Here is a 23,041-nt window from a genome sequence, read left to right on the forward strand (position 1 = left end):
TCGCCGCCAAAGAAGTCGGGCAGCATCAAGGCCATGGAGGCCACCAGCTCACCCACGCCCATGGTGATCATGGCGAAGGTGGTGCCCGATTTCTTGGTGGTCACCCAGCCGAGCAAGGCCGCAAAGCCCATGCCGGCCAGCCCGCCCACGATGGGGATCAGCGACACCGGGATGCTCATGCCCTTGCCGGCCATGTTCATGGCATGGATGGCGATGAACGAGCCCAGCCCGGTGTAGACCGCATGGCCGAAGCTCAGCATGCCGCCCTGGCCGAGCAGCATGTTGTAGCTCAGGCAGATGATGATCAGGTAGCCGATCTGCGAGAGCATGGTCAGCGAGAGGCTGCTGGTGAAGACCTTCGGCGCCGCATACAGCACCAGGGCAAACAGGCTCCAGATCACCCATCGCCCCAGGTTGATGGGCTTGAATTCGTACATGGCTCGGCTCATGTGACTCACTCCTCGCGCGTGCCCAGCAGGCCTTTGGGCCGCAGGATCAGCATCAACACCAGGAGCAGATAGGGCAGGATGGGCGCCATCTGCGAGACGGTGATCTTCAGCAGCGGGTAGGCCCAGTGGTCAAAGTTCACCGTCTGGCCCATGCCCTGCATGAGCGTGACGACCGACACGTCGATCACCACCGCAAAGGTCTGGATCAGGCCGATGAGCAGCGAGGCCAGGAAGGCCCCGGCCAGGGAGCCCATGCCCCCCACCACCACGACCACGAAGATGATGGCGCCCACCGAGGCCGCCATGTTGGGCTCGGTCACGAAGGCATTGCCCCCGATCACACCGGCCAGCCCCGCCAATGCACAGCCGCCCCCGAAGACGCCCATCATCACGCGGGGCACGTTGTGGCCCAGGGCCTCGGCCATCTCCGGGTGGGTGAGCGCGGCCTGGATGATCAGCCCGATGCGGGTGCGCGTGAGCAGCAGCCACAGCGAGCCCAGCATGGCCAAGGCCACCAGGGCCATGAAGCCGCGGTAGATGGGGAACTGGGTGCAGGAGTTGCCTGCCGCCGGGCCGCAAATGGCCGGGTCGCCCGCGCCGGCCAGCCAGGCCAGACCCTGCCCTTTCACATTTGCCAAGGTGAACAAGGGGCCACTGAGGGCATCGGGGATGCGGTAGTCGACGTTGGCCGGACCGAAGACCAGCCGCACCACCTCCAGCACCACATAGGTCAGGCCGAAGGTGATGAGCAGTTCGGGCACATGGCCATGGGCGTGCACCTTGCGCAGGCAGTGGCGCTCGAAGGCCGCTCCCAACAGGCCCACCAGCAGGGGCGACACGATCAGCGCCGGGAAGAAGCCGATCAGGCCCGTGAGCGTGAAGGCCGCATAGGCCCCGATCATGTAGAAGCTCGCATGGGCAAAGTTGAGCACGCCCATCATGCTGAAGATCAGGGTCAGGCCCGAGCTCAGCATGAACAGCAGCAACCCGTAGCTGATCCCGTTCAGTAAAAAGACGAAGAAGGTTTCCATGGTCGTCGGAAGAATCCCCCTGCCGCGGTGGCCGCGTGCAGGGGGTGGCGCCGGAAACAAGCAGGCGGATGGGACGCCACACAGGCCCGCCGGCTTTACTGCCTTGTCAGGGCGGCGGCCTCATGGCTGCGACACGCGGGCCGCACCAGGGCCAAGCCCCGCCCGCACGGCTCAGGACGGCCGCTTCATCTGGCACGAGGTCGGCGTGCTCGACACATAGGCGTCAAAGGACTTCATCGGGGCAAAGGTCATGCCCGTGCCTTCGGTGTCGTAGGTGTTCTTGGCATCGAGCTGCTGCCAGCGTGCGATGTAGAGCGGCTGCTGCAACTGGTGATCCGCCTTGCGCATCTCGACCTCGCCATTGAAGCTCTTGAACTTCAGGCCTTCCATGGCCGCAGCCACCTTGACCGGGTCGGTCGACTTCGCCTGGGCCATGCCCGTGGCCAGCATGGTCAAGGCGCTGTAGGTGGCGGCCGAGTAGTAGTCGTCATTGAACCGCTTCTTGAATTCGCTCAGCAGCCCCCCATAGAAGCCACCCATGTTGTAGTGGCCATAGCCCACCTGGAAGACGCGCCCATCGGCACCCTTGCCCAGCGCCGTGGGCGTGCCACCGAAGTTGGCGTAGTAGGTGTAGAACTTGGCGGTCAGGCCGGCATCGTTGGCAGCCTTCACCAGCAGGGCCAGGTCGGATCCCCAGTTGCCGGTGATGACGGTGTCGGCACCCGACGCCTTGATCTTGGCCACATAGGGCGTGAAATCGCGCACCTGGGCCAGGGGATGGAGGTCATCGCCCACGATCTGGATGTCGGGGCGCTTGCGCTGCAGGTTGGCCTTGGCGTACTTGGCAACCTGCTGGCCGTGTGCGTAGTTCTGGTTGATCAGGTAGACCTTCTGCACGTCCTTCTGATCCTTGATGAAGGTCGTGAGCGCCTCCATCTTCATGGAGGTGTCGGCGTCCAGACGGAAGTGCCAGTAGCTGCACTTGCTGTTGGTGAGGTCCGGGTCGACCGCGGCGTAGTTCAGGAAGACGATTTCCTTGCCCGGGTTGCGTTCGTTGTACTTGTTCACGCCATCGACCAGGGCCGTAGCCGCACCCGAACCCAGGCCCTGCACGATGTAGCGCACCCCCTGATCGGCCGCCGACTTCAGCGCATTGAGCGACTCGGCCGGGCTCAGCTTGTTGTCGATGCTGACGATCTCGAACTTCACACCCGCCGGGTTGCCGGCATTGAGCTTCTCGGCCACGAACTGGAAGCTCTTGAGCTGGTTCTGGCCCACGCTGGCCATCAGTCCCGAGAGCGGATCGATCCAGGCCACCTTCACGGTCTCACCCTTCTGAGCCAGGGCTGCACCGGCGCTCAGGGATGCGGTCACCAACACGCTCAGTGCACGAACTTTGAAACTCATTGCAGGCTCCTCATCGGTCGTTGGAAAGGGCTTGAAGCCAGACCAATTTACCCCCCGCATCCCGGGGGCCGTTTGAGGGATGACCCGCAAGATGGCGCCTTTGCCATCGGGCTTCGCGCGGCTTGTCGCCACGATCCGACGCGGGCCATCGGGCATACCCGCGAACCCGGCACCAGACCGTGACGAACGACCGCCAAACCACCGCTGCGTCGGCATGAAAAAGGCGCCCGAAGGCGCCTGTGTGCGGGGTGACGAAGGCGGCCGCCGCGTCGGGTTGAGCCGGCTCAGACCGTGGGCAGCTTGTGGTCCTTGAAGGCCTCACGCAGCTTGAGCTTGTAGATCTTGCCCGTGGCCGTGTGCGGGATCTCGTCCACGAACACGGCGTCGTCCGGCGTCTGCCATTTGGGAATCTTGCCGTCGAAGAAGGCGATCAGCTCGGCGGCCGTGACCTCCGCACCCGGCTTCTTGACCACCACCATCAGCGGGCGCTCGTCCCACTTGGGGTGCACGCAAGCGATCGCAGCGGCCTCGTGCACGGCGGGGTGCCCCATCAGCACGTTCTCCAGGTCGATGGAGCTGATCCACTCGCCCCCGGACTTGATCACGTCCTTCGAGCGGTCGGTGATCTGCATGTAGCCATCGGGGTCGATGGTGGCCACGTCACCCGTGGGGAACCAGCCATCGTGCAGCGGCGATTTGTCGATGTTGAAGTAGCCGCTGACCACCCAGTGGCCCCGCACCTCCAGGTCGCCGGCGGACTTGCCATCCCAGGGCAGGACCTGGCCATCGGCATCGACGATGCGCATGTCCACCCCGAACACCGACTTGCCCTGCTTCTCCAGCAGTTTCTGCTTCTGTTCGGTGCTCCAACTGGCGTGCTTGGTCTTGAGGCGACCCAGGGTGCCCAGGGGCGAGAGCTCGGTCATGCCCCAGGCGTGGACCACCTCGACACCAAAGTCGTTTTCGAAGGTCCGGATCATGGCGGGCGGGCAGGCCGCGCCACCGATCACGGTGCTCTTGAAGGTGCTGAACTTGAGGTTGTTGGACTTGACGTGGTTGAGCAGGCCCAGCCAGATGGTGGGCACCCCGGCACTCATCGTGACCTTCTCTTCTTCAAACAGGTTGAAGAGCGATGCCCCATCGAGGTGGTGCCCCGGGAAGACCAGCTTGCAGCCGACCATGGCGGCCGCGTAAGGCAGGCCCCAGGCGTTGACATGGAACATGGGCACCACGGGCAGGATGACGTCGGTGGCCTTGATGCACATGGCATCGGGCAGGGCCGCGGCAAAGGCGTGCAGCACGGTCGAGCGGTGCGAGTAGATGGCGCCCTTGGGGTTGCCGGTCGTGCCCGAGGTGTAGCAGATGCTGGCGGCGGTGTTCTCGTCAAAGGTGGGCCACTCGTAGGCCCCGTCTTCGGCGGCGATCAGGTCTTCGTAACACAGCAGGCTCGGCAGGGCCGTTTCGCGCGGCATGTTGGCCCGGTCGCACATCAGCACAACATGCTTCACCGTGGGCATCATCGGCGCGAGCTTCTCGACCAGGGGAAGGATGTTGAGGTCCACGAAGACGACCTTGTCCTGGGCGTCGTTGACGATCCATGCGACCTGCTGCGGGAACAGGCGCGGGTTGATCGTGTGGCAGACCAGGCCCGAGCCCGACACGCCGTAGTAGATCTCCATGTGGCGGTAGCCGTTCCAGGCCAGGGTACCGATGCGGTCACCCTGCTCGCAACCCAGCCGGGCCAGGGCCTGGGCCAGCTTGCGCGAGCGCACGCCCACCTCGGCCCAGTTGGAGCGGTGCATGTCACCCTCCACCCGCTTGGACACGATCTCGGTATCGCCGTTGTGTCGGGCCGCGTGCGTGAGCAGCGACGAGATCAGCAAGGGCATGTGCATCATTTGGCCCATCAGGCTCATGGAATCGACCTCCGGCAAAAACAAGGGACTGCGTGCCTGACCCGCCGAATCCATATCTGAAAACGATTCAGGTCAGATGCACTGCATCATAGGTTTGTTTTTACCGGGTGCGAAGGTGCTGTTCCTAGGGGATGTCCCGAAGGAACAGCCAGCGTTCGACGGGGCACGCAGGCCGTGCGCCCAGGGTCATTCCATGAAGCGCGCAAAGCCCGACACGGGCTCGCGTTCGGTCAGCAGGGTGTTGTCCAGCGCCTCGGGATCGGCATGCCCCAGGGCCATGCTCACCACCACCATTTCCTTGTCGGGATCCAGCCCCAGATGGGCCTCGATCACGGCGTGAAACTGGTTGAAGGCGGCCTGCGGACAGGTGTCCAGCCCCCGTGCGCGGGCGGCCACCATGATGTTTTGCAGGAACATGCCGTAGTCCAGCCAACTGCCCCGGCCCATGACCCGGTCGATGGTGAAGACCAGGCCCACGGGGGCATCGAAGTAGGCGTAGTTGCGAGCCTGCTGGGCGCGCATGCGCTCGGTGTCGCCCTTGGTGATGCCGAGCAGGCCGTAGAGGTCCCAGCCCACCTTGCGACGGCGGTCGATGTAGGGCGAAACCCACTGGGCGGGGTAGTAGTCGTACTCCTCCTTGTGCGGCGCCTGGTGGTGATCGACCAGGCCCGAGCCCAGGAAGGCCGCGGTCACCTTGTCGACCAGGCCCTGCCGGGCGGCCCCCGTGAGCACATGCACCCGCCAGGGCTGGGTGTTGGTACCGGAGGGCGCACGCGAGGCCACACGCAAGATGTCTTCGATCACCTCGCGGGGCACCGGGGTGGGCAGGAAGCGGCGGATGGAGCGGCGCGAGGTGATGGCCTCGTCCACGGCCGCCGTGTGAGCGGGCGTGATCTCGACCTGGGCGCGGGGCTGGGAAGCGGGGTGGCTCATGGCGGGCTTTCAGGCAGCGACTTGCAGGCTGCGCAAGGCGGCCAGGAAGTCATCGGGCAGGGACACGGGGCGGCGGGTGTGGCGGTCGACGTAAACGTGCACAAAATGCCCGCTGGCGGCCGACAGCGCCTCACCGGCTTCGAACAACCCGATCTCGTAGCGCACGCTGCTCTTGCCGATGTGGGCCACGCGGATGCCGGCCTCCACGTTCTTCGGGAAGGCCAGCGGGGCGAAGTAATTGCAGTGGGTCTCGATGACCAGGCCAATCACGGCACCACCGTGGATGTCGAGCACACCGGCTTCGATCAGGTAGCGGTTCACCGCCGTGTCGAAGTAGCTGTAGTAGGTCACGTTGTTGACGTGGCCATAGATGTCGTTGTCCATCCACCTCGTGGTGATGGGGCTGAAGTGGGCATAGGCTGCCCGGGCCTGGGGTTGCGGTCTGTCCATGCAACCCATTATTCACGAACGGTCTGGCGCCGCTGCCAAGAGGCCAGGGCCAGGGCCACGCTGCGCGCCTGCACCGCCACCATGGGCGCCAGTTCATGGCCATAGCCACCCGCCATCGCCATGGCGGTGGGCACGCGCCAGGCCTCGGTCAGGGCGAAGACACGCTCATCGCGCGCCGACAGACCATCGGCCGTGAGCTTCAATCGACCCAGGCGATCACCCTCGTGCGGATCGGCACCGGCGAGGTAAAAGGCCAGGCCGAACGGCGACCGAGCGTGCTCGGCGTCGAGGGCGCTCAAGGCTTCGTCCAGCGCGCAGAGGTAAGCGGCGTCGTCGCAACCATCGGGCAGGGGCACATCCAGCGAGCTGGGCACCTTGCGGAAGGGGAAGTTCTTGTCGCCATGCAGCGAGAGCGTGAAGACGCTGGCATCGCCCGTGAAAATGTCGGCCGTGCCATTGCCCTGGTGCACATCGAGGTCGATCACCACGCAGCGCAGACCAGGGCGTTGCGCCTGCGCCCGGCGGATGGCGACGGCCACATCGTTGAAGACGCAAAAACCGCTGCCCTGTGCGGCACCCGCATGGTGGGTGCCCCCCGCCAGGTTGACACCCACGCCCTCGGCCCATGCCGCGTCGCTGGCGGCCACGGTCGCCCCCACCGAACGGGCCGAACGCTCGGCCAGCGCAGGCGACCAGGGGAAACCGATCTCGCGCAGCTGCGCCGGGCTCAGCGTGCCTTCGCGCACAGCCTGCACGTAAGCCGGGTCGTGGGCCAGGGTGAGCTCGGCCTCGGAGGCCTGAGGCGCCTCGCGGAGCCGCACGGCCGGCAAGGTGGCCTGGACCTGCTCGCGCAACAGGCGGTATTTCTGCATGGGGAAACGGTGCCCCGGCGGCAGATCGGGCTGAACGTGGTCGCTGTAGAAGGCCTGCATGGTGGCAGCTTAGCGCCTGGCAGCGTGGCCACCATCACGAACGGGGCCCCTGGTCACCGTGCACAGCGATTGACCCGGCTCGCATCCCGGGGCTACATTACTGACCGATCAGTCAGTTATTTTTGCTCCGTGCCCCGCGCCAAAGCCTCCCCCCTGCCCTCGCTGTCCGTCCGGTCTGTCTGCGAGCCCGGCCCCAGCTGCCCGATCGCCGCGGCCGTTGCGGCCATCGCCCCGCGCCTGCCCGGCGTGCGCCAGCGGCGCAAGGCGGCGCGCCCGCAGGAACTGCTGGAAGCGGCCCTCACCCTCTTCGTGGAAAAGGGCCTGGCTGCGACACGCACCGACGACGTCGCCAAGCTAGCCGGTGTCTCCAAGGGCACGCTCTACCTTTACTACCCCAGCAAGGACGCACTGTTCAAGGCCGTGGTCCAGGCCTACCTGACCGAGGTCATCGCCGAAGGCACCGACATCTTCGACCAATTCCAGGGCTCATCCAGCGAGCTGCTGCGTGTGCTGGTCGACACCTGGTGGGCGCGTGTGGGCGACTCCAAGGCCGCGGGCCTGCTGGTGCTGATCCTGGCCGAGTCCCGGCACTTCCCCGAACTGGCCCAGTTCTACATGGAACAGGTCATCCAGCCCTGCCACGCGCTGCTGGGGCGGGCCGTGCAACGCGGCATCGACCGCGGCGAGTTCCGCCCGGTGGACGTGGCCTCGGTGGTGCAGGCCCTGATCGCACCGGTGCAGTTCCTGGTTCTCCACCGGCACAGCATGTCCGTGTGCGCCAGCATGCCCGTCGCCATCGAGCCTGGCCGCTTCCTGGTCGACCAGCTGGACCTGCTCCTCAACGGACTCACGGTGCGGGTCCCACCCTGAACCATCGCGCGGACCCTTCTTCCTGCCCCACCCACCGTGCCAGACACCTGGGGCGCGCACAGAATGTGGCGCCCACGCTCCCCCAAATCTGCGGCAGTTCTTAAAATGCCGTTTTTCCCCTGATTCCATTCCATACCGACACCCGTAGGATGCCCAGCATGAACGTCGAACAAGCCCGCTTCAACATGATCGAGCAACAGATCCGCCCCTGGGATGTCCTGGACACCTCTGTGCTGAGCCTGCTCTCCATCGTTCGCCGTGAAGATTTCGTGCCCGCTGCCAACAAGGGCCAGGCCTTCATGGACCTGGAAATCCCCGTAGGCAAAGGCCGCCACCTGCTGGCCCCTCGCGTCGAAGCCCGCCTGGTGCAGGACCTCAACCTCAGCAAGCACGACACCGTGCTGCACGTGGGTGCGGCCAACGGCTATGTCACAGCCCTGCTGGCGCACAAGGCCCGCCGTGTGATCGGCCTCGAAGCCGATGCCGAACTCGCTGCAACGGCACGCGCCAACCTGCGCCAGGCCAGCGTGAGCAACGCTGAGATCGTGCAGGCCGATGGCGCCGCCGGCTTCAGCGCCCAGGCCCCTTACGACGCCATCCTCCTGGCCGGCTCGGTGCCCTCCGTGCCCCAGGCCCTGCTCGACCAGCTCAAGGTCGGCGGCCGCCTGCTGGCCATCGTGGGCCAGGAACCGGTGATGCAGGCCGTGTTGCACACCCGTGTCAGCGACACCCAGTTCAGCAGCCAAAGCCTGTTCGACACCGTCGCCTCGCGCCTGAGCGGCTTTGCCGAACCCAGCCGATTCCAGTTCTGATCCGCCCCACGCCCTGAGGAAGTTCCTGATGCCCAAGCATGCCCCCAGCACGTCTTTGCCCGTCGGCCGTCGCGCCGCATCGGCATGGCGCCCTCTCCTGCGCGCCACCGCCGTGGGCGTGCTGGGCATCTCGGGCCTCGGGGCCGCCCAGGCCGACTCCCTGGTAGACCTCCTGCAGGCCGCCAAGGGTTACGACGCCGCCTACCTCTCGGCCAAGGCCCAGGCCGACGCCGTGCAGTACCAGGTTCAGCAGGCCTATGCCCTGCAGCGCCCTTCGGTCAATGCCCAGGCCACGCTGACGCGCAGCCACCTGGACTCCTCCGAACCCGTGTCGCCTGCGGCCGCGCTCTACCTGGGGCAGACCACCAATAACGTCAGCAGCACCACCAGGAAGATCGGTGTGTCGCTGCGGCAGTCGCTCTACAACGCGGGCAACGCCGCCAAGATCGAACAGGCCGAACAGTCGCTCCTCGTCAGCGAGAGTGACCTCAAGATCGCCGAAGACGATCTCACCGTGCGCCTGGCACAGGCCTACTTCGACGTGCTGGCCGCCCAGGACGTGCTGGCCACCACACAGGCCAACAAGAAGGCCCTGGCAGAACAGCTGGCGGCTGCCAAGCGCAGCTTCGAAGTGGGCAACGCCACCATCACGGACACACGCGAAGCCCAGGCCCGCCACGACCTGGCCTCGGCCCAGGAAATCGCCGCGACCAACGACCTCAACGTCAAGCGCATCGCGCTCGACCAGCTCGTGGGCCGCCAGAACGTGAGCCCTGACCCCTTGCGCGCACCGGCCTCGCTGGACCAGCTGGCCCCGGGCCAGATGGCCGACTGGGTCGCCCTGACCGAGCAGGCCCCGCTGGTGCGCAAGGCCGAAGTGGCCCTCAAGGTCGCCCAGACCGAAATCAGCAAGGCCCGAGCAGGCCACCTGCCCACACTGGACGGCGTGGTCAACGTCGGCCGCACCGAGCTCGACACCGCCTCCTCCACCGTCAAGACCAGCGCCGGCGCCGGCACCTCTGCCTCGGTCGGCCTGGAGTTGAACGTGCCCCTGTTCGCCGGCTTCGCCGTGCAGAACCGCGTCAAGGAAGTCCTGGCACTGCAGGACAAGTCCGAACGAGACCTCGACAACGCCAAACGCAGCGTGGCCCTGCTCACGCGCCAGGCCTTCTCTGGCGTGCAATCGGGCCTGGCCCAGGTCAAGGCTTACGAGGCCGCTGAATCGTCGGCCAAACTGGCCCTGGAAGCCACCCAGCTCGGTTACCGCGTCGGGGTTCGCATCAACAAGGACGTGCTCGACGCCCAGACCCAGCTCACCAGCACCCGCAAAGACCTTTTCAAGGCCCGCTACGACGTCATCGTCGGCACCGTGAAGCTGCGTCAGGCCAGTGGTTCGCTGAAGGCCGACGACCTGCTCGAACTCAACAAACTGCTCGGCCCGGTCGCCCCCTGATCCGTCGAGGGCTTGCCACCCTCAGTGAGGGGTCATGGGCCGGTGAACCGCACGGCGCCCAGAGGCTGAGACCCTGGCCAGCCAGCGCGACAGGTTCACGCTGCGACCGCTCTGCAGATCCTGCGCGCGTGCGATGCGGCTCAGGCGAAACTCTCGCTCTCGGCCACTGCGGCTGCACCACGCGGTCAGTCGGCGGGTGCGGGTGTCCACCCCCAGGACCTGGACGGTGCTCAGGAGCAGCTCGCCCGAGTCCTCGACATAGACGATCTCCCAGTGCCAGCTGACCCCGCGCTGTGCCGCGCCATCCTGCTGACGGCGCCACCACAGCGACGCGCTCATCAGGATCGCCATCACCCACACCGCGGTCGCGGCCTGTGCTGCCCAGCCCATGTCGAATTCCCATGCCTGTCGCGCGGTCCACGTCGTGATGGGCGCGCCTCGCCCACCCGATTGCCCCGACTCCAGCGCGCACAATCCGCGGGCAAGGCCTCATTGCACCGCAATGCCCCCCAGCCCGATCGCCTGATCAGGCCCGATCTCGCCCGCTTGATCCGCCGCCAGCAAGGCCGTGCGGCGGTAGCGCAACAGGCGCCCTTTGTAAGCCGAGCCATCGGCCAGCGGTTGCACCAGTGGCAGGTCCTCCAGGGCAAAACCCAGGGCCGCCATCTGCCTGTTGAAGGCCGATCGGTTGCCCCGGTTCGGGTCCACGATCAAGACCTCGGCCACCGCACAGGCGTGGCGCTGGATGAAGGCCGCCAGGCAGCCGCCATCGTCGCGTTCGTACAGCACGTCGCTGCCCATGATCACGTTGAATTGCCCCTCGACGCGCGCGCGCCCCTCCCGAGGTGCGAGCAAAGGGTCTGCCGCCCAGTCTCCGTGGCGGTAAGGCAGGGGCAAAAGCGCATTGAGGAGCAGGTTCTCCTGCAGGAAGGCGCCCGCCAGGGGATGGCAGTCGCTCGCGGTCACGTCGACACCCAGGCGGTGACAGACCATGCTGGCCAGCGCCAGGCCGCAACCCACCTCGAGAACACGCTCACCGTCCACCCTGGGCCGGCCGGCCATGTAGGTGGCCAACTGCTGGGCCGAGGGCCACAAGAGCCCGAACAAAGGCCAGGTGGCCGACGAGATCCCGAGGGCTTCGGCCTCCCCCAGCGGATCGGCGTACTGCTGACGGTCCAGCAAGGAGCGGATGTGGAGCGCAGGCGTGCCCGAAAGGGCCACCTGCTCGTGTTTCACCAGGTAACCCGGCATGGGGCGGACCTTCACAGATCCCGGCCCGACACGCCGCACGGCATCGGGCGTCGCCTCGTCAACCGGGCCAATCGTTCGGCGCGCGCAAGAAAAAACCCAGGGCACGCTTCGGTGCGCTGGGTTTCATCGTGTGCGTGGTGCCGGCTGTCGGATTCGAACTGACGACCTACCGCTTACAAGGCGGTTGCTCTACCAACTGAGCTAAGCCGGCCACGTGTGCATTCTACATGCTCTGACGGACTTACTTGATCCGTCGCAAGGCCGGACGCCCTCCGCCCGTGGGCGGGGTGTCGGGCGGCTCGCCACCGTCGCCTTCGGCCGGCACCACCGCAGGGGTGTCCACGGCCTTGGGACCGGTGCGCGGCGCCGCGGCGGGCTTGCTGCCGCGCGCCAGTCGCAAACCGCCCGCAGGCGGTCGGGCCTCGCCCGCGGTGCCACCCGCGGTCTCGTCGCCATGCACGCCTTCCACCACCTCACCGGTGGAGGTGGGCGCATCGACGCCGTCGCCACCGAGGGAGGTCGGCACCGGGAACGCCATGCCCTGCCCGTTTTCGCGGGCATAGATGGCGATCACATGGTCGACGGGCACGGAGATGTCGCGGGCCATGCCACCGAAACGCGCCTTGAACTCGATGAACTCGTTGCCGAGCTGCAACTGGCTGGTCGCCTCGAAGCTGGCATTGAGCACGATCTCGTTGTTCTTGACGTATTCCTGCGGCACCTGAACGGAGCGGTCCACGTACACCGCCAGGTAGGGTGTGAACCCGTTGTCGGTGCACCAGTCGTGCAGGGCACGAATCAGATAGGGCCGTGTGGACGAACCCTGGGCTTCTTGGTCTGTGGACATGCTCATTCAGGCCAGTGACGAATCACTTGCGCATCACTTTCTCGGATGGCGTCAGCGCCTCGATGTAGGCCGGGCGCGAGAAGATGCGCTCAGCATACTTCAACAGCGGCAGGGCATTCTTCGACAGCTCGATCCCGTAGTAATCCAGGCGCCACAGCAGCGGGGCAATGGCCACGTCGAGCATCGAGAAATCGTCGCCCAGCATGTACTTGTTCTTCAGGAAGATCGGGGCCAGCTGGGTCAGGCGATCGCGGATCTGCGAGCGTGCCTTTTCCAGTTGCTTGTCGTTGGCCTTGACGCCACCGCGACCTTCCAGGGTGTTCACGTGGGCGAACAGTTCCTTCTCGAAGTTCAGCAGGAACAGGCGCACGCGGGCACGGGCCACCGGGTCACCGGGCATCAGCTGCGGGTGCGGGAAACGCTCGTCGATGTACTCGTTGATGATGTGCGACTCGTACAGGATGAGGTCGCGCTCGACGAGGATGGGCACCTCGTTGTAGGGGTTCATCAGGGCGATGTCTTCGGGCTTGGCGAAGATGTCGACGTCACGGATCTCGAAATCCATGCCCTTTTCAAACAGGACAAAACGGCAACGATGCGAATAGGGGCAGGTCGTACCGGAGTAAAGCACCATCATGGCGGTGGGCTCCTAAGAGTCAAAAGAGGCAGGTGGTGAGGTGCACCACAAACAACGAAGCGCAGTGACCTCGCAAGGAGGATCACTGCGCCAGGGACGCGCCCGCTGATCGCTCAGCAGGACCGCGCCTGAATCACTTCACATCTTTCCAGAAGGCCGCATTCAGGCGCCAGGCGATGAAGGTGAAAATCGCCAGGAACAGCAGCACGCCCACGCCAAGGCGGGTGCGCTGGGTCTGCATCGGCTCACCCATCCACTGCAGGTAGGCCACCAGGTCGGCGATGTTCGAATCGAATTCCTGGGCGGTCATCTTGCCCTTGGTCAGCTCTTCGAACGCCTCGAACTTGTGTTCCTTCTTGCCGTGGCCATCGTCCACTTCGACGAATTTGGCGGCACGCTGGCCCTGCAGTTCCCACAGCACGTGCGGCATGCCGACGTTGGGGAAGACCAGGTTGTTCCAGCCGGTCGGACGGGCGTCGTCACGGTAGAAGCTGCGCAGGTAGGTGTAGAGGTAGTCGGCACCCGTGCCCGAGTGGCTGGCGCGCGAGCGGGCCACCAGGGTCAGGTCGGGTGGCACGGCGCCGAACCAGGCCTTCGCATCCTTGGAGTCCAAAGACACCTTCATGACTTCGCCCACCTTGTCGGTCGGGAAGAGCAGGTTGTCCTTGATCTGCTGTTCGGTCAGGCCGATGTCCTTCAGGCGGTTGAAGCGCATGAAGGCAGCAGCGTGGCAGTTCAGGCAGTAGTTGGCGAAGATCTTGGCGCCATTCTGCAGGGCGGCCATGTCGGTGACGCGTTCAGCCGGGAACTTGTCGAGGACAAGGGCTCCGCCCGAAGCCTGCGCACCCGACACCAGGGCGAAGGCGGCCAGCAAAGAGGCAAGCAGTTTTTTCATGGTTGTTCTTTCCTGCGGCGATCAGTGGGGCTTGAAGTTCACGCGATCAGGGACCTGCTTGAAGGTACCGATCTGGCTCCAGAAAGGCATCAGCACGAAGAAGCCGAAGTACAGCAGGGTGCCGACCTGGGACACCAGGTTGCCGATTTCCGAAGGCGGTTGCACGCCCAGGTAACCCAGGATCACGAAGTTCACCACGAACACCGCGTAGACGATCTTGTGCCAGTTCGGACGGTAACGGATGGACTTGACCGGGCTCTTGTCGAACCAGGGCAGACCGGCCAGGATCACCACGGCGCCACCCATCACGGCCACGCCCCAGAACTTGGCCTCAAAGGTCTTGAGCAGGCCGATCACCACGGCGGCACCCACCAGGGCAGCCACCTTGAACTTGCCATCGCCCTTGCCCTTGATCAGGTTCAGGACGGCCGCAGCGCCGATGATCAGGCACAGCACGGTGACCATCTGGTCGGTGGTGGCACGCAGCATCGAGTAGAAGGGCGTGAAGTACCAGACCGGCGCAATGTGCGGGGGCGTCTTGAACGGGTCGGCCGGGATGAAGTTGTTGTACTCCAGGAAGTAGCCGCCGAACTCGGGCATGAAGAAGATCACGGCCGTGAAGCAGAACAGGAAGCCACCGACGCCCAGCAGGTCGTGCACGGAGTAGTAGGGGTGGAAAGGCACGCCGTCCAGCGGGTGGCCGTTCGCATCCTTGGGACCCTGCTTGATCTCGACGCCGTCCGGGTTGTTCGAGCCGACTTCGTGCAGCGCAATGATGTGTGCGACCACCAGGCCCAGCAGGACCAGTGGCACGGCGATCACGTGCAGCGAGAAGAAGCGGTTCAGGGTGGCATCGCCCACGACGTAGTCGCCGCGGATCAGGATGGCCAGGTCAGGACCGACGAAGGGCACGGCGGCAAACAGGTTGATGATCACCTGGGCGCCCCAGAAGGACATCTGGCCCCAGGGCAGCAGGTAGCCCATGAAGGCCTCTGCCATCAGACACAGGAAGATCAGGCAACCGAAGATCCAGACCAGTTCACGCGGGGTGCGGTAGGAGCCGTAGATCAGGCCGCGGTACATGTGCAGGTACACCACGACGAAGAACGCCGAGGCACCCGTGGAGTGCATGTAGCGGATCAGCCAGCCCCAGGGGACGTCGCGCATGATGTATTCGACCGAGGCGAAGGCCAGGGCCGCATCAGGCTTGTAGTTCATGACCAGGAAGATGCCGGTCACGATCTGGATCACCAGCACCAGCAAGGCCAGCGAGCCGAAGAAATACCAGAAGTTGAAGTTCTTGGGTGCGTAGTACTCAGACAGGTGCTCTTTGTAGAGCTTGGACGCCGGGAAGCGGTTGTCCACCCAGTTGAGGAGTTGCTCGCCAGCAGAAGCGCCAGCGGGCGCTTGCTTCATTTCAGCCATCTTGTTGTCTCCTGTCAGGCCTTCTTGTCTTCACCAATCAGCAGCTTGGATTCAGACAGGTACATGTGGGGCGGCACTTCCAGGTTGTCCGGAGCCGGCTTGTTCTTGAACACGCGACCGGCCAGGTCGAAGGTCGAGCCATGGCAGGGGCAGAGGAAGCCACCCGGCCAGTCGTCCGGCAGGGAGGCCTGCGGGCCGGCGGTGAACTTCGACGAAGGCGAGCAACCCAGGTGGGTGCAGATGCCCACGGCCACCATCACATCGGGCTTGATGGAGCGGTGTTCGTTGCGTGCGTATTCGGGGGTCATCTCGAGCTTGCGCTCGGACTTGGGGTCGGCCAATTCGTTGTCATGCTTGCCCAGCAAGGCCAGTTGCTCGGGCGATCGCTTGATGATCCAGACGGGCTTGCCGCGCCATTCCACCGTCATCATCTCACCGGGCTTGAGGGTGGAAATGTCAGCTTCGACGGCTGCGCCTGCCGCTTTCGCGCGCTCAGATGGCTGGAAGGTCGAGACGAAGGGAACAACGGTGGCCACGCCACCCACGCCACCGGCGGCGCAGGCCATGGTTACCCAAGTTCGACGGCTTTGATCCACTGGCTGATTGCTCATGGTGATCCTTGAGGACGATGACTTTGAATGGGGACAACCTAGAATTCTAACGGACGCTGTGGGGGTATTCACCAGAAAGCGGCCCTGGGCACTCAGACACCGGCGCCGCATCCACGAGACATTTTCACCACACCCCCCCGCAGAAAGAGGCCCGCCCCCTGCCGGAACGGCTAGGCGGCAGCGCCTGAAATCTCGCCTACAGTGCCAGCTGTCCCATTTCACCCATCAGGAGAGCAGCGTGAGCATCGCTTCGGAATTCAAGGAATTTGCCGTCAAGGGCAATGTGATCGACCTCGCCGTGGGCGTCATCATCGGCGGCGCCTTTGGCAAGATCGTCGATTCGATGGTCAACGACCTCATCATGCCGCTGGTTGGCAAGGTCGTGGGTGGGCTGGATTTCAGCAACTACTACGTGGCGCTGGCAGACCAGCCCGCCGGTCTCACCCTGGTCGAAGCCAAGAAGCTGGGCGCGGTGTTCGCCTACGGCAGCTTCCTGACCGTGGCCCTGAACTTCATCATCCTGGCCTTCATCATCTTCATGATGATCAAGCAGGTGAACCGTCTGAAAAAGGCCGAACCCGAAGCCGCACCGGCTGCACCGGCGCCCACACCGGAAGACATCCTGCTGCTGCGCGAGATTCGTGACAATTTGAAACGCTGACGAAAGACGGCCGGGGATCGGCCGATATCCCAACGATCAAAGCCACTCCATTTTGGGAGCGCGCCTGGGCACACTGCCTCAGGCTCCGGGCAAGCTGATCTGAGGCCTCGAACGTGACCGATCCCCGACTCGAATCCGTCCTGCAAGCTGGCGCCAGCCGGGTGCAGGCCGCCCTGTCGGATGCGCTGACCCGGCTGGGCACCCAGTTGCCCGCCATGGCCCTGTCGGCGCCCAGCAACCAGCAACGGCAGCTGCTGATGAACGCTGAACGCACCCTGGGTCTGAAAGGCGCAGGGCTGCATCAGGCCTTTGCCAGCGCTTTTGCAGAACGCGCCCTCCAGCCGGCACGCCAGCACGCCGGCCAAGCCCTGACGGCGCGCCATGGATCGCCATCGGCCCCAGGCGCCCTGCCCCGAACCGACACCGACTGGGATGCCCTGTCCCTGGTCGACAACGCCGAGGTCGAGCGCGGCGTGAGCGCCGACCGGCTGGCACAGGCCCTGGCCCACGATTGCGACGCCGCCCTCGACGCCCTGAACGCCCATGTGGCGGGCCTGCTGCAGGACAGCCACCCCGAACGCAATGCCTTCCGGCCCCAACAGGTGGCGCAGGCCCTGCTCGCAGCGCTGAGCCAGATCGAACCCGATCCGGAAATTGCCGAAGTCATCGGGCAGCAGCTGACCCGGGTGCTGGGCAGTGAGCTGAGCAAGGCCTACACGCTGATCGTTTCGGACATGCGCCAGCTGGGGGTCCAACCCCAGGGGCTGTCCGTGCAGCGCAGTCGGCACGGTGGACACAGCACCAGCGGCCCGGCCACCGGTCAGGGCAGCGTGAACGGCGAATTCCACCTGCAGAGCACCCAGCCCGGTCACCTGAGCCCCCCTGGCAGCGACACCAGCCACCATGCCCCCAGACCGCAGGTTGGCCACCATACCCCCATGAGCCAGGAGGCCCACTTGCGTGCTGCACAGGCGCTGGGCGAGATGTTTGGTGTCTCGCTGCCCGGCGCCCCCCTGGATGGCCCCTCGCCCATGGGCTTCAGGACATTGGGTGGCCAGACGAGCCCGACCGCCCTGGCGGCCCAGCGGGACTTCCAGCAGTTGCTGCGCCGCATCAGCCAGGGCCCTGGCATGGCCGACGGCTCGGCACTGATGCCCACGGGCGAAGACGCCCTGCCCCCCGGTTGGGGCCACAGCCAGCCGGGCGACGCCTCCCCACAAGCCGCAGGCGGTTTTGCCGGCCCTCTGATGGCCGTCAACCTGATCCGCGCCCACCGTGAGGAACTGGTGCGGGCCAGCGGCGGAGCGGCGCTCGATCAGATGGTGATCGACATCGTCGCCGCGCTGTTTGATCAGGTGCTCTCGGACCCCAAGGTGGCGCCCGAGATGGCCCGTCAGATCGCCCGCCTGCAGATGCCGGTGTTGCGCGTGGCCCTCGGGGACATGGGTTTCTTCAACTCGCGCAAGCACCCGGTGCGGCGCTTTGTGAACCGCATCGCCACGCTCTCGGCGGCCTTTGGCGAGCAGGCCGACGACGCTGGACAGGCCTGCCTGCGGCAGGTCACCGCCCTGGTCAACGACATCGTCGACGGCGACTTCGATCGCATGGACCTCTACGAGGCCAAGCTGGCAGAGCTGGAAGCCTTCATCGAACAGGAAGCCCATCGGGACAACGCCGAAAACGCCGCCGTGGCGGCCCTGCTCAGCGGCAAGGAGGCGGACCTGCGTGTGCAGCAGCGCTACATGCAGATCCTGCGACGGGAGCTGGCCGATGTGGACATGCCGGATTTCGTGCGCGATTTCATCGCCCAGATCTGGAGCCAGGTGCAGGTGATGGCTTCGGCACGCGATGGCGCCCATTCCCCGTTTGCGCTGCGCATGCGCAAGGCCGGCCACGAACTGGCGCTGAGCGTGCAACCCAAGGGCCACCCCCAGCTGCGCAAGGCCTTCCTGCTGAAACTGCCGCAGCTGATGAAAGACCTCAACGAGGGGCTGGCCCTGATCCAGTGGTCGGAGGAGGCCAAGCAGGCCTTTTTCTCGCAGCTGCTGCCCGCCCATGCCGAATGCCTGAAGGCACCGCCACCACACGACCTGACAGTGCGCATGCTGGAGCAGCGCCTGAACAAGGTCGAGCAGATTGCCATTCCCAGCCGGGAGGAGGCCGCCAACGACCCGCTGCCTGCAGCCCTGATGGCCGACACGCGGACACCACCCGTGCTGACGGTGGTGTCGGCCCTGTCGAGTGCCGAGATCCAGCAGGCGGGCTTTGTGCCGGAGGCGGCGATCTCGAACGAGCCCCTGGACATCGACCTGGATGCCCCGGCCGTCGGCGCGGACCCCACGCTCAGCGAGGTCGACATCAACCTGGATGCCCCCCCTCCGCCCGCCGCCGGCCCACAACTGGTGCACCACATCCAGAAGGGCACGGCCTACCAGATGATGATGCAGGGCGAATGGAAAAAAGTGCGCCTGACCTGGGTGAGCGAAGGCCGGACCTTCTTCATCTTCACCCAGGGGCACCTGCACAAGAAGACCATCTCGCTGACGGCCCGCACGCTGGCGAAGATGTGCGACACCGGCCGGTTCAAGGCCTTCGAGCAGGCTGAATTGCTCGAACGCGCCACCGTGCGCGCCCGCCGTCAGCTGGCCGCGCTAGGGCAGGGCCAGCGGATCAAGTCGGCAGCCTGATCGCGCCGGGCCGGCCGAGCGCTCAGCCCGCCGCCATCCCCTGCCGACGCCCGGTCACCATCTGCACCGCGACCCGCGCCGCCTGCGTGAAACTGGCCGCATCGGCACGCCCGGTGCCTGCGAGGTCAAAGGCCGTGCCGTGGTCCGGACTGGTCCGCACGAAGGGCAAGCCCAGCGTCACGTTCACGCCCTGGTCCAGGCCCATGTACTTCACAGGGATCAGACCCTGGTCGTGGTACATCGCCACCACCACATCGAACTCACCCGGGTGAGACGGCGGGGCATGGCGGGCCCGCATGAACACGGTGTCGGGGGCAAGGGGCCCAATGGCGTTGATGCCCTGGGCACGGGCCGCCTCGATGGCGGGGCCGATGACAGTGAGCTCTTCCGTGCCGAACAGCCCGCCCTCACCCGCATGGGGATTGAGACCGGCCACCCCGATGCGGGGCTGGACCACGCCCCAGCTGGCCGCGGCGGCATGGGTGATGCGCAGGGTTTCCAGCACCGAGGCGGTGGTGACCTGCTCGATGGCCTGGCGCAGCGAGACGTGGATGGTGACCAGCACCGTCTTGAGCTCGTCGTTGGCCAGCATCATGCGGACCGGTGCGGGCGGCTGACCAGGGTGAGCGCCCTCCGCCTGGAGCAACTCGGTGTGACCGGGGTAGGACTCGCCCGCCAGGGCCAGGGCCTCTTTGTGAAGGGGCGCGGTGACGATGGCCTCCACCTCACCCGATTGCGCCAGGCGCACGGCCGCCCGGATGCAGGCGGCGGCGGCACGGCCTGCACGCTCGTCGACCCGACCCAGGGGCGCCTCGACCACGTCGACCGGCAACCCAGGCGGGGCCCAGACCCCGAGTTGTCCGGCCGAGAGCGTCCAGGCCTGAGCAGGATCGCTCAGCGTGACGAGCGCTTCGGCCGGGGCACCGATGAGGGCCATGGCACGGCGCATGACGGCCGGGCAGCCGATCACCAGGGCCATGGGCGCGTCCGGCGCAAGAACCTGGCACTGCGCTCGCCACCACATCGCGATGAGCTCGGGCCCAATGCCACAGGCGTCGCCCATGGTGAGCGCCAGGCGCACGGCACCAGCGACCTGAGCGGGGTTCAGTGAGGGGTTGCGAACAAAAGGCGCCATGGGAAATCGGCTGCGCGGAGGCGCGGCCGGCTGAATATGCACATGACGCGATTGTCTACCCACCCGGCCAAAGGGGGCATCGGCTGGCACTGCGGTTGCTACACTCGCAGGCTATGACCTGGTTAGACGACATCAAGTGGGACGACAAGGGCCTCGTGCCCGTGATCGCCCAGGAAGACAGCACCGGCGACGTGCTCATGTTCGCGTGGATGAACCGCGAGGCGCTGGCACGCACCGCCGAACTGGGCGAGGCCGTGTATTTCAGCCGCTCGCGCCACAAGCTGTGGCACAAGGGCGAAGAATCGGGCCACACCCAGAAAGTGCATGCCATTCGCCTCGATTGCGACAACGACGTGGTGCTGCTGCGTGTGACGCAACTCGGTCACGAACCCGGCATCGCCTGCCACACCGGCCGTCACAGCTGCTTCTTCCAGAAGTACGAAAATGGCCAATGGGTGAACACGGAGCCCGTCCTCAAGGACCCGGCCCACATCTACAGCAAATGAGCAGTTCCATGAGCGAGTCCCCCGCAAGCACGCTGGACGTGCTGGCCCGTGTGGCCGAGGTCATCGAGTCCCGCAAGGGCGGCGACCCGGACAAGAGCTACGTCGCGCGCCTTTTCCACAAGGGCACCGACACCATCCTGAAGAAGGTGGGCGAAGAGGCTACCGAGACCGTGCTGGCGGCCAAGGACCTCGCCGCGGCACCCGCCTCCCCCGAAGCGCGCCAGGCGCTGGTGGGCGAACTGGCCGACCTGTGGTTCCACAGCATGGTGGCGATGGCCCATCTCGGCCTGCAGCCGCAGGACGTGGTGGCCGAACTGGCCCGCAGAGAAGGGCTATCCGGCCTGGTGGAATTCGCTTCACGCAAAGGCTGAGGCGATGGCACACAGGGTGGCCCGGCACCCTGACCTTCCTGACGCCGTGGTGGGCTGGGCGGTCTAAGATCCGGGCAGACAGATTCAGATTCGCAAGAAGGCGGCCCCGGCCCCTTCTCCTCGTTTTGGTTTTGGGGCATGAGGCCCTTTTGGAGCAGAGAACATGGGTTCGTTCAGCATTTGGCACTGGTTGATCGTGCTGGTGATCGTGGTGATGGTGTTTGGCACCAAGAAGCTCAAGAACGTCGGCACCGATCTGGGTGCGGCCGTCAAGGGCTTCAAGGACGGCATGAAGGACGGCGGCACCGCCGAACAGCCCGCAGCCCCGGCTCAGCAGGTGAGCAACACCGCCCGCACCGACGCCAACACGGTTGACGTGGAAGCCAAGACCAAGTCGTGATCGATTTCGGCATCGACAAGCTGGCCCTGATCGGGGCCGTGGCCCTGATCGTGATCGGTCCGGAGCGCCTGCCCAAGGTCGCCCGGACGGTGGGCGTGCTGCTGGGCAAGGCCCAGCGCTACGTGTCGCAGGTGCAGAGCGAGGTGAACCGTTCCATCGAACTTGAGGAACTCAAGAAGATGAAGACGGACATCGACTCGGCGGCGCAAGGCTTCGGCCAATCGCTCAACGAGACGCTGCACGAGGCCAGCGACGCCCTCAGCGGCCACGAAGGCAGCAGCGCCAGCACCGAGGACACCCTCGGCTACAGCACGCCCTACTACGGCAGCCCCACCCCGAAGCGCAAGAACTGGCGCCTCAAGCGCACGGCGATGCCGCTCTGGTACAAGCAAACCCACGGGATCCGCCGACACGCCCAGTCGGGGGCCGCCCGCGTGGCCCGTTTCCGCCCGCCGGCAAACCATGGCCACTGACCCCACCGAGCACCTGTGAGCGACTCCAACCCCAATCCGGACGAACTGGGCGGCACCGAGCAGCCCTTCGTTTCGCACCTGATCGAACTGCGTGACCGCCTGATCCGGGCGGTCATTGCCATCGGCGTGGCCTTCCTCGTGCTGGCCATCTACCCCTCGCCCTCGGCGCTGTACGACCTGCTGGCCGCCCCCCTGGTGGCGCACCTGCCGAAGGGTGCCACGCTGATCGCCACCAACCCGATCTCGCCCTTCATGGTGCCGATCAAGGTGACGATGCTGGCGGCCTTCATGCTGGCACTGCCGGTGGTGCTCTACCAGGTGTGGGCCTTTGTGGCGCCAGGCCTCTACAGCCACGAAAAGAAGCTGGTGATGCCGCTGATCATCTCCAGCACCCTGCTGTTTTTTGCGGGCGTGGCCTTCTGCTACTTCTTCGTGTTTGGGCAGGTGTTCAAGTTCATCCAGAGCTTTGCGCCCAAGAGCATCACCGCGGCCCCCGACATCGAGGCCTACCTGAGCTTCGTGCTCAACATGTTCCTGGCCTTTGGTGCAGCCTTCGAGGTGCCGGTGGTGCTGGTCATCCTGGCGCGCATGGGCATCGTCTCGGTCGAGAAGTTCAAGTCCTTCCGCAGCTACTTCATCGTGATCGCCTTCGTGATCGCCGCCGTGGTCACACCGCCCGATGTGGTGTCGCAACTGGCCCTGGCCATCCCGATGTGCCTGCTGTATGAGCTGGGCATCTGGGCCGCCACGCTGTTCGTGAAGCACACGCAGGCACCCGACGCCGAGGCCGACGCGGCCAAATCCTGAAGACACAGGGCGCACACCGGTTGCGCTGCCAACCCAAACAGCGAGGGCCCTGATGAACTTCAGGGCCCTCGTCGTTTGGATC

24 protein-coding genes, 1 tRNA gene and 1 pseudogene are annotated in these 23,041 nt (G+C 65.6%); 10 read left to right on the forward strand and 16 right to left on the reverse strand.

Annotated features, from left to right (window positions below; translation table 11 throughout):
* The 7 genes and pseudogenes from QZ994_RS06970 to QZ994_RS07000 form a co-directional block, all read right to left on the reverse strand.
* Positions 1-449: pseudogene (locus tag QZ994_RS06970) on the reverse strand (branched-chain amino acid ABC transporter permease); the annotation flags it as partial.
* A gap of 5 nt (positions 450-454) precedes the next feature.
* Positions 455-1,480 carry a branched-chain amino acid ABC transporter permease gene (locus QZ994_RS06975; protein WP_290870147.1) on the reverse strand — a complete coding sequence of 342 codons (1,026 nt, stop codon included), beginning with the start codon at positions 1,478-1,480 and terminating at the stop codon, positions 455-457.
* Positions 1,481-1,651: 171 nt separating this feature from the next.
* On the reverse strand, positions 1,652-2,887 hold the full coding sequence (locus QZ994_RS06980) for a branched-chain amino acid ABC transporter substrate-binding protein (protein WP_290870150.1): 1,236 nt from the start codon (positions 2,885-2,887) through the stop codon (positions 1,652-1,654).
* 284 nt (positions 2,888-3,171) lie between these two features.
* On the reverse strand, positions 3,172-4,803 hold the full coding sequence (locus tag QZ994_RS06985) for a 3-(methylthio)propionyl-CoA ligase (protein ID WP_290870152.1): 1,632 nt from the start codon (positions 4,801-4,803) through the stop codon (positions 3,172-3,174).
* 186 nt (positions 4,804-4,989) lie between these two features.
* Complete coding sequence (locus QZ994_RS06990) at positions 4,990-5,736, reverse strand: nitroreductase (protein WP_290870155.1); 747 nt, start codon at positions 5,734-5,736, stop codon at positions 4,990-4,992.
* 9 nt (positions 5,737-5,745) lie between these two features.
* Positions 5,746-6,186 (reverse strand): thioesterase family protein, encoded by a 441-nt coding sequence (locus tag QZ994_RS06995; RefSeq protein WP_290870158.1) that lies wholly within the window; start codon positions 6,184-6,186, stop codon positions 5,746-5,748.
* 8 nt (positions 6,187-6,194) lie between these two features.
* A complete protein-coding gene (locus QZ994_RS07000; protein WP_290870160.1) occupies positions 6,195-7,118 on the reverse strand; it encodes a histone deacetylase in 924 nt (307 codons plus the stop codon).
* A gap of 129 nt (positions 7,119-7,247) precedes the next feature.
* Here QZ994_RS07000 and QZ994_RS07005 point away from each other — a divergent pair, with 129 nt between their 5' ends.
* The 3 genes from QZ994_RS07005 to QZ994_RS07015 all read left to right on the forward strand — a co-directional run bounded on the left by QZ994_RS07005 (position 7,248) and on the right by QZ994_RS07015 (position 10,253).
* The gene (locus QZ994_RS07005; RefSeq protein ID WP_290870163.1) at positions 7,248-7,988 is read left to right on the forward strand and encodes a TetR/AcrR family transcriptional regulator; all 741 of its coding nucleotides are present in this window, start codon (positions 7,248-7,250) and stop codon (positions 7,986-7,988) included.
* A 158-nt stretch (positions 7,989-8,146) separates the two neighbouring features.
* On the forward strand, positions 8,147-8,800 hold the full coding sequence (locus tag QZ994_RS07010) for a protein-L-isoaspartate O-methyltransferase (RefSeq protein WP_290870166.1): 654 nt from the start codon (positions 8,147-8,149) through the stop codon (positions 8,798-8,800).
* A gap of 28 nt (positions 8,801-8,828) precedes the next feature.
* Positions 8,829-10,253: a TolC family outer membrane protein gene (locus QZ994_RS07015; protein WP_290870169.1), complete on the forward strand. Its 1,425-nt coding sequence runs from the start codon at positions 8,829-8,831 to the stop codon at positions 10,251-10,253.
* 21 nt (positions 10,254-10,274) lie between these two features.
* Here the strand turns inward: QZ994_RS07015 and QZ994_RS07020 are convergent, their stop codons facing one another.
* The 8 genes from QZ994_RS07020 to petA all read right to left on the reverse strand — a co-directional run bounded on the left by QZ994_RS07020 (position 10,275) and on the right by petA (position 15,919).
* Positions 10,275-10,643 (reverse strand): hypothetical protein, encoded by a 369-nt coding sequence (locus tag QZ994_RS07020; protein WP_290870173.1) that lies wholly within the window; start codon positions 10,641-10,643, stop codon positions 10,275-10,277.
* 99 nt (positions 10,644-10,742) lie between these two features.
* On the reverse strand, positions 10,743-11,504 hold the full coding sequence (locus QZ994_RS07025; RefSeq protein WP_290870176.1) for an SAM-dependent methyltransferase: 762 nt from the start codon (positions 11,502-11,504) through the stop codon (positions 10,743-10,745).
* 135 nt (positions 11,505-11,639) lie between these two features.
* Positions 11,640-11,715: transfer RNA gene (locus QZ994_RS07030), tRNA-Thr, on the reverse strand.
* A 30-nt stretch (positions 11,716-11,745) separates the two neighbouring features.
* Positions 11,746-12,351 (reverse strand): ClpXP protease specificity-enhancing factor, encoded by a 606-nt coding sequence (locus QZ994_RS07035; RefSeq protein ID WP_290870179.1) that lies wholly within the window; start codon positions 12,349-12,351, stop codon positions 11,746-11,748.
* Positions 12,352-12,373: 22 nt separating this feature from the next.
* Positions 12,374-12,988, reverse strand: a complete 615-nt coding sequence (locus QZ994_RS07040; RefSeq protein ID WP_290870182.1) for a glutathione S-transferase N-terminal domain-containing protein — start codon at positions 12,986-12,988, stop codon at positions 12,374-12,376.
* Positions 12,989-13,121: 133 nt separating this feature from the next.
* Positions 13,122-13,883: a cytochrome c1 gene (locus tag QZ994_RS07045; RefSeq protein ID WP_290870184.1), complete on the reverse strand. Its 762-nt coding sequence runs from the start codon at positions 13,881-13,883 to the stop codon at positions 13,122-13,124.
* A gap of 21 nt (positions 13,884-13,904) precedes the next feature.
* Positions 13,905-15,308: a cytochrome bc complex cytochrome b subunit gene (locus QZ994_RS07050; RefSeq protein ID WP_290870187.1), complete on the reverse strand. Its 1,404-nt coding sequence runs from the start codon at positions 15,306-15,308 to the stop codon at positions 13,905-13,907.
* A gap of 14 nt (positions 15,309-15,322) precedes the next feature.
* The gene (petA, locus tag QZ994_RS07055; protein WP_290870190.1) at positions 15,323-15,919 is read right to left on the reverse strand and encodes a ubiquinol-cytochrome c reductase iron-sulfur subunit; all 597 of its coding nucleotides are present in this window, start codon (positions 15,917-15,919) and stop codon (positions 15,323-15,325) included.
* A 238-nt stretch (positions 15,920-16,157) separates the two neighbouring features.
* Between petA and mscL the strand changes: the two genes are divergently transcribed.
* Entirely contained in the window at positions 16,158-16,580 is a 423-nt protein-coding gene (gene mscL, locus QZ994_RS07060; protein ID WP_290870193.1) for a large conductance mechanosensitive channel protein MscL, read from the forward strand.
* Positions 16,581-16,693: 113 nt separating this feature from the next.
* A complete protein-coding gene (locus QZ994_RS07065) occupies positions 16,694-19,267 on the forward strand; it encodes a DUF1631 family protein (RefSeq protein WP_290870195.1) in 2,574 nt (857 codons plus the stop codon).
* Positions 19,268-19,289: 22 nt separating this feature from the next.
* On the opposite strand, the gene pdxA is transcribed toward QZ994_RS07065, so the two are convergent.
* Positions 19,290-20,402 carry a 4-hydroxythreonine-4-phosphate dehydrogenase PdxA gene (gene pdxA / locus QZ994_RS07070; protein WP_290870197.1) on the reverse strand — a complete coding sequence of 371 codons (1,113 nt, stop codon included), beginning with the start codon at positions 20,400-20,402 and terminating at the stop codon, positions 19,290-19,292.
* 113 nt (positions 20,403-20,515) lie between these two features.
* Here pdxA and hisI point away from each other — a divergent pair, with 113 nt between their 5' ends.
* From hisI to tatC, 5 genes are all read left to right on the forward strand, one after another.
* Positions 20,516-20,908 carry a phosphoribosyl-AMP cyclohydrolase gene (gene hisI / locus QZ994_RS07075; protein WP_290870199.1) on the forward strand — a complete coding sequence of 131 codons (393 nt, stop codon included), beginning with the start codon at positions 20,516-20,518 and terminating at the stop codon, positions 20,906-20,908.
* Between the two features lie 8 nt (positions 20,909-20,916).
* On the forward strand, positions 20,917-21,279 hold the full coding sequence (locus tag QZ994_RS07080; protein WP_290870202.1) for a phosphoribosyl-ATP diphosphatase: 363 nt from the start codon (positions 20,917-20,919) through the stop codon (positions 21,277-21,279).
* Positions 21,280-21,442: 163 nt separating this feature from the next.
* The gene (gene tatA / locus QZ994_RS07085) at positions 21,443-21,679 is read left to right on the forward strand and encodes a Sec-independent protein translocase subunit TatA (RefSeq protein ID WP_290870205.1); all 237 of its coding nucleotides are present in this window, start codon (positions 21,443-21,445) and stop codon (positions 21,677-21,679) included.
* On the forward strand, positions 21,676-22,152 hold the full coding sequence (gene tatB / locus QZ994_RS07090) for a Sec-independent protein translocase protein TatB (protein WP_290870208.1): 477 nt from the start codon (positions 21,676-21,678) through the stop codon (positions 22,150-22,152). Before tatA ends, tatB begins: the two co-directional genes overlap by 4 nt.
* A gap of 15 nt (positions 22,153-22,167) precedes the next feature.
* Positions 22,168-22,959, forward strand: a complete 792-nt coding sequence (tatC, locus tag QZ994_RS07095) for a twin-arginine translocase subunit TatC (RefSeq protein ID WP_290870211.1) — start codon at positions 22,168-22,170, stop codon at positions 22,957-22,959.
* Positions 22,960-23,041: the final 82 nt, after the last annotated feature.

It is taken from the genome of Aquabacterium sp., from assembly GCF_021768455.1.
GTDB lineage: Bacteria > Pseudomonadota > Gammaproteobacteria > Burkholderiales > Burkholderiaceae_C > Aquabacterium.